Genomic DNA, 12,883 nt, shown 5'->3' with positions numbered 1-12,883 from the left:
ATAGATTTACTATCACGATGCGGCAACTAGTGGAGGGCGAGTTTCAACGAGGATTTAAAAGGAGGGAGAAGTAAAGTATCAGTTTCTAAAGGATTGATCGGAGAGGGTTTTAATATTGAATGTTGCATTTTTATTTTTGTTGGCGTCCTCACGAAGTTGGTCGTGAAAACGCCTCTCACTTAGAGTGATCATCATCGGAAAAGACGATTTGATGATGTTTCTATAAAGGCGTGCTGCGCGCCGCGAAAACGGACTTGCCCACACCCTGAAGGACAGCGTCGTTTTGCGGCGTATGGACCCTCCCGCACAGCACGTTGCGGTAATGCCGTTGCAGCGGATTGCTGCGCGACAGGCCGGGATTGCCAGTCGCTTCAATGGCCAGCTCTACAGCGCGGAGGGCATTGCCGGTTACCAGGTATTTGATCTGCGCGGCATTTTTCGTCGGGACCAAGCCTTGGGCGGCAGACTGCAACAGGTTCTGATTGGCGAACAGCAAGGTATCGATATGCCCGACGGCTTCCTGAAAGCGGGGCAGGGTCGACAGTGCCGCACCCAGGTTGGACGGCTTGCGCTGTTCCAGCCATTGCACCAGCCAATCCCTTGCCGAGTGGGCGATACCGTCATAGACCGATGACAGCAGCACCGACATCCACAGCAGGCCCGAGGCATCGAGTTCCGGCTGTGGCGCACTCCAGCGGCTGACGCTGACCGCATGCTCCAGCGGCACCAGCACATCCTCGAAAATCACTTCATGGCTGCTGGTGGCACGCATCCCCAGGTGGTCCCAGTCCTCGACTATCCTGATGCCGGGCGTGTCCTTGTGTACCAGCCAGGCACCGACCAGGGGATCTTCATCGTCACTGCGAGCCCAGACGCTGAGCCAGGTCAGGCCATGGCTCCCGGTGGAGTAGATCTTGCTGCCGCTGATCCGCCAGCCTTGCGGGGTGCGGCGGGCGATGGTGGCTGGCAGACCGCCGCGAGCCGGGGTTCCGAGATCCGGTTCCACGCGCAGGGCATTGATCAGCGCCCCATCCTGCACGGCCTGTTTTGCGACCAGCACACGTAAATCCTTTGGCCAGCTTTTGCTTTCCTGTAAACGGGAATGCTGGATGTACTGCATGACCAGAATCAGCGCTGTGGACGGTTCACCCTTGGCAACGGCGCTGACGGCTTGCAATGCCTGAACCAGATCGGCGCCACCGCCGCCCAGGTCTGTGGGCACCGTCAGGCCCAGCAGGCCGTGTTCATGCAGCAGACGAAAGTTGGCGTGAGGAAATTCGCCGCTGACATCGTAGTGCTCTGCGGTTTCGGCCAGTTGGGCGGTGATCTGCGCGAGCCGGGCGGTGAAGGCCTCGGCTGATTCGGCAGTGTGCTGTGGGCGAAGCTGGGAAAGGCTCATGCCACGGCTTCCTCTCTGGCGCTGACGGCCTGGGCGTCCGGTGCATGGCGATTGACCGGAACCGACAGACCAAAGTGCTCGCGCAGGGTGGCACCGGTGTATTCGCTGCGGAACAGGCCGCGTTGCTGCAACAGCGGTACGACCAGCTCGGTGAAGTACTGCAGGCCGTCGGGCAGCAATGAGTTGATGATGAAACCATCGGCTGCACCTTGTTCGAACCAGGTCTGCACCGCATCGGCGACCTGCTCGGGCGTGCCGACGAAATCGCGACGCGGACGCGAGAAATACAGCGCAACTTCACGCAGGGTCAGGCCTTCGTCCCTGGCCAGTTGCTTGATCCGGTCCGAACCGCCTTTCTGGCTGTTGGAGCCCAGGTCACCCAGCTCGGGGAACGGCTCATCCAGCGGGTACTGGCTGAAATCGTGATCATTGAACGGACGGCCCAGCGCCACGATGGCATCCTCGATGGACACCAGTTCCACCGCCTGCTGGTAACGACCTTCGACTTCGGCTTCGTCGCGGCCGATGATCGGGCGAATACCCGGCAGGATCGACAGTTCGTCGGGATTACGGCCGAATCCGGCTGCACGTTTTTTCAGGTCTCGGGAATAGGCTTTGGCATCTTCCAGGGTTTCGGCGTGTACAAAGATGGCATCGGAATACTCCGCTGCGAAATTGCGCCCGTCCTCGGAAGTGCCGGCCTGGAACAGTACCGGATGGCCCTGGCGGGAGCGGGAAATATTCAGCGGACCTTTGACCTGAAAGAACTCGCCTTGATGGTTGAGCGCATGCAGCTTGCTCGGGGTAAAGAATTCGCCTGTCTGCTTGTTGCGGGCGAAGGCGTCGTCTTCCCAGGAGTCCCACAGGCCCTTGACCACCGAGACGTGTTCTTTGGCAATGCGATAGCGAACCGCATGGGGAGGGTGCTCGCCCTTGCTGAAGTTGTCGGCAGTGCCGCTGAGCCATGACGTGACCACGTTCCAGCCTGCGCGACCACCGCTGATATGGTCCAGCGAAGCGAACTGCCGAGCGACCTGAAAGGGTTCTGTGTAGCTGACGGTGACCGTCGCCACCAGACCGATGTGCTGTGTGGTGGCCGCCAGTGCCGAGAGGATGGTCAGCGGTTCAAAGCGGTTCAGATAATGCGGGCTGGATTTTTCGTGGATATGCAGGCTGTCGGCAATGAAAACGAAATCGAATTTGGCCGCTTCGGCCAGGGCGGTCTGCTGCTTGTAGAAACCGAAATTGACACTGGCATCCGCCAGCGCATCCGGATGGCGCCATTCACCCCAACCGTGGCCCACGCCATGAACCATGGCTCCGAGTTTCAAGTGACGTTGTGTGCTCATGTCGAGTGCTCCTGAATGGGTGTCGTGGGCTGACGGCTCTGGCGGTCAGCAGTCCCTGCCTGGGTGAATGAGATTGAAGTTATTCCTATAAGAAACCGATGTGAAGTATCTTTTGGTTATATGCTAATTATGTAATTAACTGATCTTTATTATTTAAAATATAAATAATATTGATTTTGTTGTGCGTCCGCGAAGAGTCCAGTGAAGAGCAACGCAAAATCAGATCACATTGAAACCATGGGTCCCGTCGCGGCCCAATTGCTCCACCAGACCAAACTCCCAGTCCAGATAAGCCTGCATCGCCTCGCGTGGTGCATCGGTGCCTTCATAGGGACGGCGATAGCGATCGATGCGCGGCGAGGCCAGTCGGCTTTCGCCGTGTTCCAGTGGCAGGCCTGCCTTGATCCAGCTGGCGGTCCCGCCGTTGAGCAGGAACACCTGCCTGCCGGTCAAGGCCTCTACCTCGGCCACCGCCAGGCGGGCCAGACGGCTGCTGCCGCATGTCAGTACATAGCGTTCTGCGTGTGGCACTTTGTTCAGGGCCTGTGCGAGATCCGCCCGCAATGTCCACCAGGCGCCGGGGATATGCTGCTTGACGTAGTTGGCGCTGGCAGTGAAGTCGAGTACTGCGACATTGCCGTCGGTTTGCCATTGAGCCAGGGTTTCAGGGCTGATTTCCTCGACCTGAGGCGGCGCAGGGAAGGGAGCATCCCAGTCACCCGTTTCGCTGAAGTCTGCCGCTTGCAGATCATCGATCACAAACACTTCCCAACCCAGCTGGGCCAGCCAGGACGCCGACATGTTGGCCCGTACGCCGTCATCGTCCACCAGCACCAGACGCGCACCGCGCACGCTGGCGAAGTGATCGGTTTCCTGCACCAGTTGTCCGCCGGGCGTGGAGCGAGCCGCAGGCAGATGGCCTTTGGCGAATTCTTCCGGGGTGCGTACATCGAACAGATACGTGGTGCGTGTGGCGTCGGCCTGCCAGCGTTGCAGGTCGGCGCGGCTGGCGCGTTGTACGCCGGCCTTGTCGGCAACCTTGCGGGCATCGGCACTGGCCACTTCACGAGTTTCCTCGCTGACTGCCGCGAAGCGACGTGCCTGACCGTGATCCAGTGTCTGTCCGGCCAGCAGCCAGCCGATGGTGCCGTTGCGCAGTGCGTTGATCCGATTGGGAAGGCCCGCGTTGACCAGCGACTGAGTCCCAATGATGCTGCGGGTGCGTCCGGCGCAATTGACGATGATCCGGGTGTTCGGGTCCGGCGCCAGCTCCCGTGCGCGCAGCACCAGTTCGGCACCCGGCACGCTGATCCCGCTGGGGATGCTCATGGTCTGGTATTCGTCATAGCGCCGAGCGTCGAGCACTACAAGGTCCGCCTTGCTATCGAGCAGTGCCTTGACCTCTTCGGCCGACAGCGAAGGCGTGTTGCGATGATGTTCCACCAGTTCGCCAAAAGCCTTGCTGGGCACATTGACGTCGATAAACAGTTCGCCACCGGCATCGCGCCAGCCCTGCAGGCCGCCTTCAAGCAGCTTCACATCGCTGTAACCAAGATCGAGCAAGCGTTGCTGGGCAATCTGCGCCAGGCCTTCGCCATTGTCATACAAGGTGATGGCGGTATCGCGGCGCGGAATGCGCGAGAACACTTCCAGCTCCAGCTTCGACAGCGGGATATTGGCTGCGAACAGCGGGTGCGCTTCAGCGAACGGGGCTTCTTCGCGCACATCCACCAGCGCGGTTTCCCGGCGTTCCAGCAGTGCTTGGCGAATGTCGGCAAAGGTTCGGGTCGATTGTGTGGTCATTGGGCTTTGCTCTCTTTTGACAGGTCCCAGATATTCGGGAGAAAGGCGTTGGAATAACCGGAAATGAACAGTTTTTCGCTGCCGTCCGGCTCATAGACGGCACGCTTTACCGCGCCGATGTTGGCGCCGTATACATGAATGCTGATCGACACCTGATCGCTGAAGGCATTGCTGACTTGATGGACATCATTGCTGCGAGGCGACAAGGCTTCCACGTGGCCTGGCTCCAGCCTAATCGCTTGGCCTTCGCGCTCCAGGCGTCCATCGGGGCTGCGAACAAAACCCTGTGAGTATTCGGCGCCACGCAACATGCCGATCAGGCCCCAGACCCGATGGTCGTGAATCGGCGTGCTCTGGCCCGGTCCCCAGACGAAGCTGACAATCGAGAAGCGCTGCCGGGAATCGGCATGCAGCAGGAATTGCTGATAGCGGGTCGGATCGGGAACCGCGAATTCGTCAGGCAGCCAGTCGTCATGGCTCACCAGTTGTGAAAGTAGCTTGCCGCCGCGATGCAGGAGATCGCCTTCGCGGGGGTTACCGTCGATGAGCTCGGCCAGTGCACCGATAAAGGCCCTGAGTCGTTCCGGGTGTCGAGTCTGTGTCATATCCATTCCAGGGCGAGTTGATGCCTGAATGGATGTAAACATAATGTGGGATCTTAATATGCTATTTTTTTATGATTAGGTTATAACGAAAAGCTCTTTAATGCTTTTTGGGAGTGAAGCGATTACTTCATGAAATCGCTCCGGTTGCTGGATGGCAGCTATTCAGAATCCTGAAATCCCACTATGCTTTTTGCCTATGTTCTTTTTATATTTTTATGTGCGGTCCGAATGAAAATTGATGATATCGATGCTTTCGTTGCAGTGATCCGTTGCCAGTCGATCAGCCATGCGGCGGATTCGCTGGATCTGACTCAGCCCGCAATTACCCGGCGGGTACAGAATTTCGAGCAGGCGCTGGGTGTCGAGTTGTTCGACCGTAATACCAAGCCGCTCAAACCCACACCCATAGGCATGCAGGTTTATCAGAAGTGTCTGGCGATACTGCGGGAAATGGATTCACTTCGTGAGCTTGTCGCCAGTGATACTCCGCCCAGCGGTTTGTTGCGCCTGGGCGTGCCCCAGACTATCGGCGATGTGGTGCTGCTCGATGCCCTCAAACAATTGCGTGGCGAATTCCCGGACCTGCGCGCCCAGGTGGTGACCGGCTGGGGCAGCAACCTGATCGGCAAGATCGAGAATGGTGAGCTGGATGCTGCTGCAGCGCTGTTTCCGGCAGGCAAGATCTTCCCGGAAAACATCATCGGCCAGTCCATCGGCAAGGTGGAACTGGTGGTGGTTTGCGCCAAAAACGCAGTGATGAAGAAGCCCGGCAAGCTGGCTGACTGTTATGAGCAGGGATGGGTGCTCAACCCGGACGGCTGTGGCTTTCGTGCAGGGCTACAGCGGACCTTGTCCGATCAGGGGCTGAACCTGAAGATCAACCTGGAAACCTTCGGCACCGAACTGCAACTGGGTCTGGTTGCCGATGGCATGGGGCTTGGCCTGGTGCCACGTCCGTTGCTGGAGCGCAGTGCGCATCGCGAGCAACTGGCGGTTCTGCCGCTCAAGGACTTCAAGCCGGTGATGGACCTGTGGCTGGTCTACCCGCGCTTCCTTGGCAACCTGCAAGGGCCGGTGGAGTCGTTCGGTGGTCTGGTGGCAAGGTCGTTGAAGCAGGAGCCGGTTGCGGCGTGAGGGTTCGCGAATGAATTCGCTCCCACTCTCGGATCTCTTGTGGGAGTGAAGTCATTCACGAAAAAGCTTATCAGGCAACCCGCTCCCGAGCCTGACGCTCGCGCTCTGCAACCAGCTCACGGGTCAGCGGGATCAGTTTCTTGCCGTAATCGATCGCATCGTCCAGCGGGTCGAAACCCCGGATCAGGAACGTGGTGATCCCAAGGTCGTAATAGTCCAGTAGCGCCTCAGCGACCTGCTCCGGTGTCCCGACCAGCGAAGTGGAATTACCCTGGGCCCCGAGAAGGCCTGCAATGCCGGTCCAAAGACGCTTGTCCAGGCGAGCACCCTGAGCCGCCGCAGCCAGCAGGCGACGTGAGCCTTCATTCGGTGGTTCGCGGCGCACGAAGCCATTGCTCTGGGCCAGGGCCGTGGCCCTTTCCAGAATACTGTCGGCCCGCGCCCAGGCTTTCTCTTCGGTCTCTGCCAGGATCGGGCGCAATGACAGGCTGAAGCGAATGGTACGGCCATGCTTTGCCGCTTCGGCGCGAACCTGTTTGACGACATCACGCACCTGCTCATAAGTCTCGCCCCACAGCGCATAGACATCGGCATGCTTGCCTGCAACGGCAATGGCGGCGTCCGACGAGCCGCCGAAGTACAGCGGGATATGCGGCTGCTGTGGCGATTTGACCTGCGAATGAGCGCCTTCAAAGTGGTAATAAGTGCCTTGATGATCGAACGGCTTGTCGCTGGTCCACTCCTGGCGTACCACGCTCAGGTATTCATCGCTGCGGGCGTAGCGTTCGTCCTTGCCGATATGGCTGCCATCGGCGCGCAGTTCCTTGTCATCCCCGCCGGTGATGATATGCACGGCAGTGCGTCCTCCATTGAAGACATCCAGCGTCGCGAACTGACGTGCAGCCACGGTCGGGGAAATGAAACCCGGACGATGGGCAATCAGGAACTTGAGTCTGGTCGTGACGCTGGCGGCATGAGCTGCGACGAAAGCACTGTCAGGGCTATTGGAGTGATACGCCACCAGCGCCCGGTCGAAGCCTGCCTCTTCATGAGCCTTGGCGACCTTCTCCACGTAATCGGGCTGGATGGTCGGGCCGCTGCGGGGATGGATTTCAGAACCGGGTTGGGTCGCGATATAGCCGATGAATTCGATGCTCATGACAACTCCTGCCAATGGTTGAGGTCCGTTCGACCTTGTCCAGAGCACCTTAAAGTGCGGCAGCATCCCCTGTGAAATTCGATTTTGGTCTAAGTTAATTATAAAAAATATGCATCACTTTCATGGTTTATGATCAGTAAATTTCTGAATGGCCGTGATTGTCAATCTGGGGGCGCACTGGTGATGCTGCGTGCGTGTGCTGCGACTGCCTCGACGCGAAGCTCGGGAGGCAAGTGTGCCTTGTCGGGAAACAGCGTCAGCCAGCGTTGATAGGGACCGTCAGTCCGATCCATGAAGTCCAGGCCCCAGGTGTGGCAGACATCCGCCCACGCCACGAAGGCGTAATCACTTTCCAGCCCCCATGCACGGCCCTTTTCCAGGACGTGTTCCATCCAGTTGAGGACCTGTTCGTCCGTCTGGTTGGCGAACGCCGAGGCGTGGTGCTCGGTGAGCCATTCGTGAAGCTGCTCGATGAACAGCCAGCGATAAGACTGCTCGAATGCGGCCAGTTGCGGTTCGCCCTGTAGCGCAAAACGTGCGTCCCAGGCTTGAGGCGGGCCATGGCGGGCAACGTGTGTGAAAGGGGACTCGGGCTCAGGTTGCCAGCGATGAATCGGTGTCTTGACCCATAAGTCGGTGACAGGCCCCAGCAAGGAGTCCAGATGTTCCTGACGATAGCTCGATAACCAGAAATACATCACGACGGGGTCGGCAAAGCGCAGCAAGCTGTTATTGCCCAGATAGTCCGGTGGCTGGAGAAAGTGGCGCAGATGGCTGGAGACGGTGCGCAAGGGTGCCTGACTAGCGAAGACACTGGCATACAGATGCTGGGCTGGAGTCTGTTGCCACTCGGTCATCAGGGGTGTGCCGACAGGCGCATGTACCAGAATCGGTCCTTGCTCTTTGACAGGCTCCAGGCATGTCGACAGGTAAAGGGGCAGGATCTCCAGAGGCTCGTTCCGTTGTTGCAGTTGGCAAATGACATTCGGGTGCAGGGCACCATCGATCAACATGTAATTGGCCTTGTAAGCAGGTGTGAACATCCCTTGTTCCTTTGTTCTTGCGAGCGACGCTGCTCGCTGAATGGCATTGCCTCTATCAAGAGTCATGCCTGAAATTATTTCCCTATTTAAATCAATAGCTTGAATTTTATATGAGCGATTTTTGCCTGTTTTTTGAGCAAATTCTCCTGATGAACTGCGCAAAAAAATGCGCATGTGCGCAATATCGTGCGCAGTAGGGTGACGGGCTTTATCTGCAAGGGCTGTAGCGGTTTGCAGAGTGCTTTTTTGCAGAGGGAGTGCGCAAAACATTGCGCATCAGGGCTTGTGGCTACTATTGATAGGTGGACAGTTAAAAAATGGAGTTCCACATACGTCATGAAAACAAGGAACGTTTATCATGTGCCCTATCATGGGTATATCAATTGATTTGTTTTGAAGAGCTCGTCCATGTCACTCGAAAAAGCTGAAGTCGTCATTACGTATTGCACCCAATGCCAGTGGTTGTTGCGCGCCGCCTGGCTGGCCCAGGAATTGTTGAGTACGTTTTCGGACGATCTCGGCAAGGTTTCTCTGGAGCCCGGGACGGGCGGGGTGTTTCGCATCACCTGCGCGGGCGTGCAGATCTGGGAGCGCAAGGCTGACGGGGGCTTTCCGGAAGCCAAGGTGCTCAAGCAGCGGGTGCGTGATCAGATCGATCCGCTGCGCGATCTGGGTCATAACGACAGGTCGGGCCAACCCGATACTCAGTGAGTCCTGGCGGTGGCCGAGGGCGTGGTGTCCGATCGATTCATCAGCCCTGAAACCATGATGGCGGTAATGATCAAGGTGCCCCCCAACAGCATGCTCGGCGAGGGGCTTTCGGCAAATATCAGCCAGGCGAAAGCAATGCCATAGATCGGCTCCATGGCGAACACTATCGCTGCAATTCGCGCCTTTATCACCGCCAGACTGGCGACGAACAGGCTGTGTGCCACTCCTGTGCAAAATACGCCAAGCAGCCCGATCCACAGCCAGTCCAGCCTTGAGACATCACCCAGTTCGCCGGCCGCAGCAGGCAACAGACAGACCGCTACGATCAGGTTCTGGCACAACGCAGCCTGCACCGGCGGGACATGCGCAGAGCTGGCGCGATTGATCAGTGACAGCAGCGAGAATGTCAGCCCCGAAACGATGGCCCAGAGCAAGCCAGTGGTTGCCTCGCTGGCAAGGTCGAAATCCGGTGTCACGAGTATCAGCCCGGCACTGACCAGCACCACGAGAAGAATTTCCGTGAGACGAATCCGTTCGCGAAAGAACAGGCCTTCGAGAATGACCGTAAAGGCCGGAAAGCTGGCAAAACCCAGAGTCGCAACCGCCACGCCCGATATTTTCACCGCCATGAAGAACGTGACCCAATGGGCACTGAGCAATACACCGCTGAGCAGCAGTTGTGCCCAATGCCTCAGGCGCAGAGATGTCCAGGCGGTATTGCGGGCGAAGCGGATGAAGAGCCACAAGGCCGCGGCTGCAAAGGCTGCGCGTCCGAAAACAATGACTGAAGGCGAGGCGGCGGCCAGCTTTCCGAGTACACCGGCAAGGCCAAACATCAGTGCGCCGATATGTAAGGCGCCGAGGGCGGAGCGCTGATTCATTCTGATCCCTGGAAGCAGTGAAGTGTGCAGGTTCATGGTTGGGCGGAGTATGTCATTACACGGTCATATCGGTGTCACATCCAGTTAACCCATATGCCGCACTCTCTTGGAAAACCTGCCGGAGGTCTTCCCATGAGCAGTGCTCAGCTTGCCAAACCCAGCTCCAAGCAACGTGTGCGGACCTTGTGGATTTCCGATGTGCACCTGGGCACTCGCGACTGTCAGGCTGAGCATCTGTCGATGTTCCTCAAGCGCTATCAGGCCGACAAGGTGTATCTGGTGGGCGACATCATCGACGGCTGGAAGATGCGCAGCGGCATGTACTGGCCCCAGGCGCATACCAACGTGATACGTCGCTTGCTGACCATGAGCAAGCGTGGCACCGAGGTGATTTATATCACCGGCAATCATGATGAGTTTCTGCGCCGTTACTCGAAACTGATCCTGGGTAATATCCAGTTACTGGACGAGGCCGTGCACGTGACGGCGGACGGTCGTCGATTGCTGGTGATTCATGGGGATCAGTTCGACGTCATCACGCGCTATCACCGCTGGCTGGCCTTTCTGGGGGATTCGGCCTACGAATTCACGCTGACCCTCAATCGCTGGCTCAACCACTGGCGGGCGAAGTACGGCTACGGTTACTGGTCGCTGTCGGCGTACCTGAAGCACAAGGTCAAGACAGCCGTGAGTTTCATCAGCGACTTCGAGGAAGCCATTGCCCACGAATGCGTGAAGCGCGGTCTTGATGGCGTGGTGTGCGGGCATATTCACCACGCTGAAATTCGCAGGGTTGGGGAAGTGGAATACCTCAATTGCGGTGACTGGGTAGAGTCCTGCACCGCCCTGATCGAACACCTGGACGGCACCATCGAACTGTTTCGTCTGGCCGACGCCCATCTTCAGCAAAAGGCCGCTGCGCAGCAGGAGCCTGTGGCTGAGTCCGTCGTCTGATGCTGTCTAGAACGGCACCTTGCCCATCAGCATGTCCCGGTACATGACGAAGTCACCGAGCAGGCTGTAGAACGGATGCTTGAAAGTGGCTGGCCGGTTCTTCTCGAAGAAGAAATGCCCGGCCCATGCAAAGCCGTAGCCGGCAACGGGCAGTAGCCACAACAGCCACCATCGGCCACTGCCGACACCGAAAGCCAGCAGGAAAATCACCAGACTGGTGCCGATGAAGTGCAGGCGTCGGCTGGTGCTGCTGCGGTGTTCCTGCAGATAGAAAGGATAGAACTCGGCGAAGCTCGAGAACGGTTTGACGTGATCCATGATGCCCACCCTCATGTCGGTCTGACCTGAGTCTAGCCGAGTGAGGGCAAGCCTTGCATCAATGCCGCCAGAACGCGGGTACGCAAAGCACCAGCACCGTGATGATCTCCAGGCGCCCCAGCAGCATGCCGGCGGACAGAATCCATTTCGCAGCATCCGGCAGCGTGGAGAAGTTGCCCGCTGGACCGATGATTTCACCCAGGCCTGGCCCCACGCCGGACACCGTGCTCGCGGCGCCGGTCAGGGCTGTCATCCAGTCCAGGCCTAGCAGGGAAAGCAGCAGGGCGATGACGCAAATGGTGATGGTGAAGAAGAACGAAAAGGTCAGGATCGATCGAACGATTTCGTCGTCCAGCCTGTGTCCGTTGTACTTCTGCTTGATGACGGCCCGCGGGTGGATCAACTGATTGAGGTTGGCCTTGAGCAGGATGTAGGCCACCTGGAAGCGGAAAATCTTCACGCCGCCAGCCGTCGAGCCGGAACAGCCGCCAATGAAGCCCAGATAGAAAAACAGCATCAGAGAGAAATTGCCCCACAGGCTGTAGTCGCCCAGGGCGAAGCCGGTGGTGGTGACCACCGATGTCACGTTCAGGGCCACATGGCGCAGTGCGTCGCTCCAGGGCAGGTCGGTGGTGGCGCCGTACCAGAGGGTCATCATGAGCCAGGTCACCAGCAGCAGGCCGATCAGGCCCTGAACCTGTTCATCCTTGATCAGCGCCTTGCGATTGCCGCGCAGGGTCGCCACGTAAAGCGTAAAGGGCAGGCTGCCGAGGATCATCACCACGATTGCGACCCAGTGCACCGCCGGTTGCGGCCACTTTGCCAGTGAAAGGTCGGACGTGGAGAAACCGCCAGTGGAAATCGCTGACATCGCATGGTTGATTGCGTCGAACAGGCTCATGCCCGCTGCCCAGAACGCCAGGCTGCCCAAGGCGGTAAAGCCGACATAGGCCAGGACGATGAACTTGGCCACCATGTGCGAGCGTGGCATGACCTTCTCGGACCGGTCGGAAGACTCGGTCTGGAACAGACGCATGCCACCGATGCGCAGCAGCGGCAGGATCGCTACGGCCATGCCGATGAAGCCAATGCCGCCCAGCCAGTGCAGCATGGAACGCCAGATCAGAATCCCCGGTGACATGCTGTCCAGATTGCTGAGCACGGTCGAGCCGGTGGCCGTGATGCCCGACATGCTCTCGAAGAAGGAGTCGGTGTAGCTGATGTGCTGGGTCAGCAGGAAGGGAAGAGCGGCAAAGATGCACACGATGATCCAGCTGGAAACCGTGAGCATGTACATGTCCCGTGGGCGCAGATGCACATGTTCCGGCCGGCCCGGCACCACAAGGGCCAGACCCGCGATAAAGGTGATGGCGCTGGCCCACAGAAAGGAGCGCAGGTCTTCAAAACGCTCGTAGATGACGAGTGTCGCCATGGGCACGATCATGGCGACTGCCAGAGTGATCAGGAATATGCCGATGATGAAACCGATAATGCGAAGGGTCGGCAACGCCATGAACTGCTCGGACT

At 58.4% G+C, this 12,883-nt stretch carries 12 protein-coding genes; 3 read left to right on the top strand and 9 right to left on the bottom strand.

The features are described from left to right. Nucleotides 1–220: 220 nt before the first annotated feature. From CKW23_RS09330 to CKW23_RS09315, 4 genes are all read right to left on the bottom strand, one after another. On the bottom strand, nucleotides 221–1,399 hold the full coding sequence (locus tag CKW23_RS09330) for an acyl-CoA dehydrogenase family protein (protein WP_025261235.1): 1,179 nt from the start codon (nucleotides 1,397–1,399) through the stop codon (nucleotides 221–223). After that, nucleotides 1,396–2,748, bottom strand: a complete 1,353-nt coding sequence (locus tag CKW23_RS09325; RefSeq protein ID WP_025261234.1) for an LLM class flavin-dependent oxidoreductase — start codon at nucleotides 2,746–2,748, stop codon at nucleotides 1,396–1,398. The genes CKW23_RS09330 and CKW23_RS09325 overlap by 4 nt, the downstream gene beginning before the upstream one ends. Nucleotides 2,749–2,967: 219 nt before the next feature. After that, nucleotides 2,968–4,551, bottom strand: a complete 1,584-nt coding sequence (locus tag CKW23_RS09320) for a rhodanese-related sulfurtransferase (protein WP_025261233.1) — start codon at nucleotides 4,549–4,551, stop codon at nucleotides 2,968–2,970. Further along, the gene (locus CKW23_RS09315) at nucleotides 4,548–5,156 is read right to left on the bottom strand and encodes a cysteine dioxygenase (protein WP_025261232.1); all 609 of its coding nucleotides are present in this window, start codon (nucleotides 5,154–5,156) and stop codon (nucleotides 4,548–4,550) included. The genes CKW23_RS09320 and CKW23_RS09315 overlap by 4 nt, the downstream gene beginning before the upstream one ends. A 228-nt stretch (nucleotides 5,157–5,384) precedes the next feature. On the opposite strand from CKW23_RS09315, the gene CKW23_RS09310 reads away from it, so the two are divergent. Then, nucleotides 5,385–6,290: a LysR family transcriptional regulator gene (locus CKW23_RS09310; protein ID WP_025261231.1), complete on the top strand. Its 906-nt coding sequence runs from the start codon at nucleotides 5,385–5,387 to the stop codon at nucleotides 6,288–6,290. Nucleotides 6,291–6,360: 70 nt separating this feature from the next. On the opposite strand, the gene CKW23_RS09305 is transcribed toward CKW23_RS09310, so the two are convergent. Both CKW23_RS09305 and CKW23_RS09300 read right to left on the bottom strand, forming a co-directional pair. Continuing rightward, nucleotides 6,361–7,449, bottom strand: coding sequence for an LLM class flavin-dependent oxidoreductase (locus tag CKW23_RS09305; protein ID WP_025261230.1), 1,089 nt, complete (start codon nucleotides 7,447–7,449; stop codon nucleotides 6,361–6,363). Between the two features lie 161 nt (nucleotides 7,450–7,610). Then, nucleotides 7,611–8,492, bottom strand: a complete 882-nt coding sequence (locus tag CKW23_RS09300; protein WP_025261229.1) for a DUF4123 domain-containing protein — start codon at nucleotides 8,490–8,492, stop codon at nucleotides 7,611–7,613. Nucleotides 8,493–8,900: 408 nt separating this feature from the next. On the opposite strand from CKW23_RS09300, the gene CKW23_RS09295 reads away from it, so the two are divergent. Then, the gene (locus CKW23_RS09295; protein ID WP_025261228.1) at nucleotides 8,901–9,203 is read left to right on the top strand and encodes a SelT/SelW/SelH family protein; all 303 of its coding nucleotides are present in this window, start codon (nucleotides 8,901–8,903) and stop codon (nucleotides 9,201–9,203) included. Here CKW23_RS09295 and CKW23_RS09290 read toward each other — a convergent pair. Continuing rightward, nucleotides 9,197–10,084, bottom strand: coding sequence for a DMT family transporter (locus CKW23_RS09290; RefSeq protein WP_025261227.1), 888 nt, complete (start codon nucleotides 10,082–10,084; stop codon nucleotides 9,197–9,199). The genes CKW23_RS09295 and CKW23_RS09290 overlap by 7 nt on opposite strands. A gap of 132 nt (nucleotides 10,085–10,216) precedes the next feature. On the opposite strand from CKW23_RS09290, the gene CKW23_RS09285 reads away from it, so the two are divergent. Beyond that, nucleotides 10,217–11,038, top strand: coding sequence for a UDP-2,3-diacylglucosamine diphosphatase (locus CKW23_RS09285; protein WP_095067473.1), 822 nt, complete (start codon nucleotides 10,217–10,219; stop codon nucleotides 11,036–11,038). Between the two features lie 6 nt (nucleotides 11,039–11,044). Here CKW23_RS09285 and CKW23_RS09280 read toward each other — a convergent pair whose 3' ends face one another. Together CKW23_RS09280 and CKW23_RS09275 are read right to left on the bottom strand one after the other, a co-directional pair. Then, complete coding sequence (locus CKW23_RS09280) at nucleotides 11,045–11,356, bottom strand: DUF962 domain-containing protein (RefSeq protein WP_095067472.1); 312 nt, start codon at nucleotides 11,354–11,356, stop codon at nucleotides 11,045–11,047. A gap of 58 nt (nucleotides 11,357–11,414) precedes the next feature. Next, nucleotides 11,415–12,869 (bottom strand): TrkH family potassium uptake protein, encoded by a 1,455-nt coding sequence (locus CKW23_RS09275; RefSeq protein WP_025261224.1) that lies wholly within the window; start codon nucleotides 12,867–12,869, stop codon nucleotides 11,415–11,417. Nucleotides 12,870–12,883 lie beyond the last annotated feature (14 nt).

The organism is Pseudomonas sp. Irchel 3A18, assembly GCF_900187465.1.
Lineage (GTDB): Bacteria > Pseudomonadota > Gammaproteobacteria > Pseudomonadales > Pseudomonadaceae > Aquipseudomonas > Aquipseudomonas cichorii.
Note: the sequence above shows the minus strand (reverse complement) of the source record. Positions and strands in the feature narration are given on the sequence as shown.

Bases quoted from the DNA above. Each gene is read 5' to 3' on its own strand.
- CKW23_RS09330 (WP_025261235.1), bottom strand. From the start codon at position 1,399: ATGAGCCTTTCCCAGCTTCGCCCACAGCACACTGCCGAATCAGCCGAG.
- CKW23_RS09325 (WP_025261234.1), bottom strand. From the start codon at position 2,748: ATGAGCACACAACGTCACTTGAAACTCGGAGCCATGGTTCATGGCGTG.
- CKW23_RS09320 (WP_025261233.1), bottom strand. From the start codon at position 4,551: ATGACCACACAATCGACCCGAACCTTTGCCGACATTCGCCAAGCACTG.
- CKW23_RS09315 (WP_025261232.1), bottom strand. From the start codon at position 5,156: ATGACACAGACTCGACACCCGGAACGACTCAGGGCCTTTATCGGTGCA.
- CKW23_RS09310 (WP_025261231.1), top strand. From the start codon at position 5,385: ATGAAAATTGATGATATCGATGCTTTCGTTGCAGTGATCCGTTGCCAG.
- CKW23_RS09305 (WP_025261230.1), bottom strand. From the start codon at position 7,449: ATGAGCATCGAATTCATCGGCTATATCGCGACCCAACCCGGTTCTGAA.
- CKW23_RS09300 (WP_025261229.1), bottom strand. From the start codon at position 8,492: ATGTTCACACCTGCTTACAAGGCCAATTACATGTTGATCGATGGTGCC.
- CKW23_RS09295 (WP_025261228.1), top strand. From the start codon at position 8,901: ATGTCACTCGAAAAAGCTGAAGTCGTCATTACGTATTGCACCCAATGC.
- CKW23_RS09290 (WP_025261227.1), bottom strand. From the start codon at position 10,084: ATGAATCAGCGCTCCGCCCTCGGCGCCTTACATATCGGCGCACTGATG.
- CKW23_RS09285 (WP_095067473.1), top strand. From the start codon at position 10,217: ATGAGCAGTGCTCAGCTTGCCAAACCCAGCTCCAAGCAACGTGTGCGG.
- CKW23_RS09280 (WP_095067472.1), bottom strand. From the start codon at position 11,356: ATGGATCACGTCAAACCGTTCTCGAGCTTCGCCGAGTTCTATCCTTTC.
- CKW23_RS09275 (WP_025261224.1), bottom strand. From the start codon at position 12,869: ATGGCGTTGCCGACCCTTCGCATTATCGGTTTCATCATCGGCATATTC.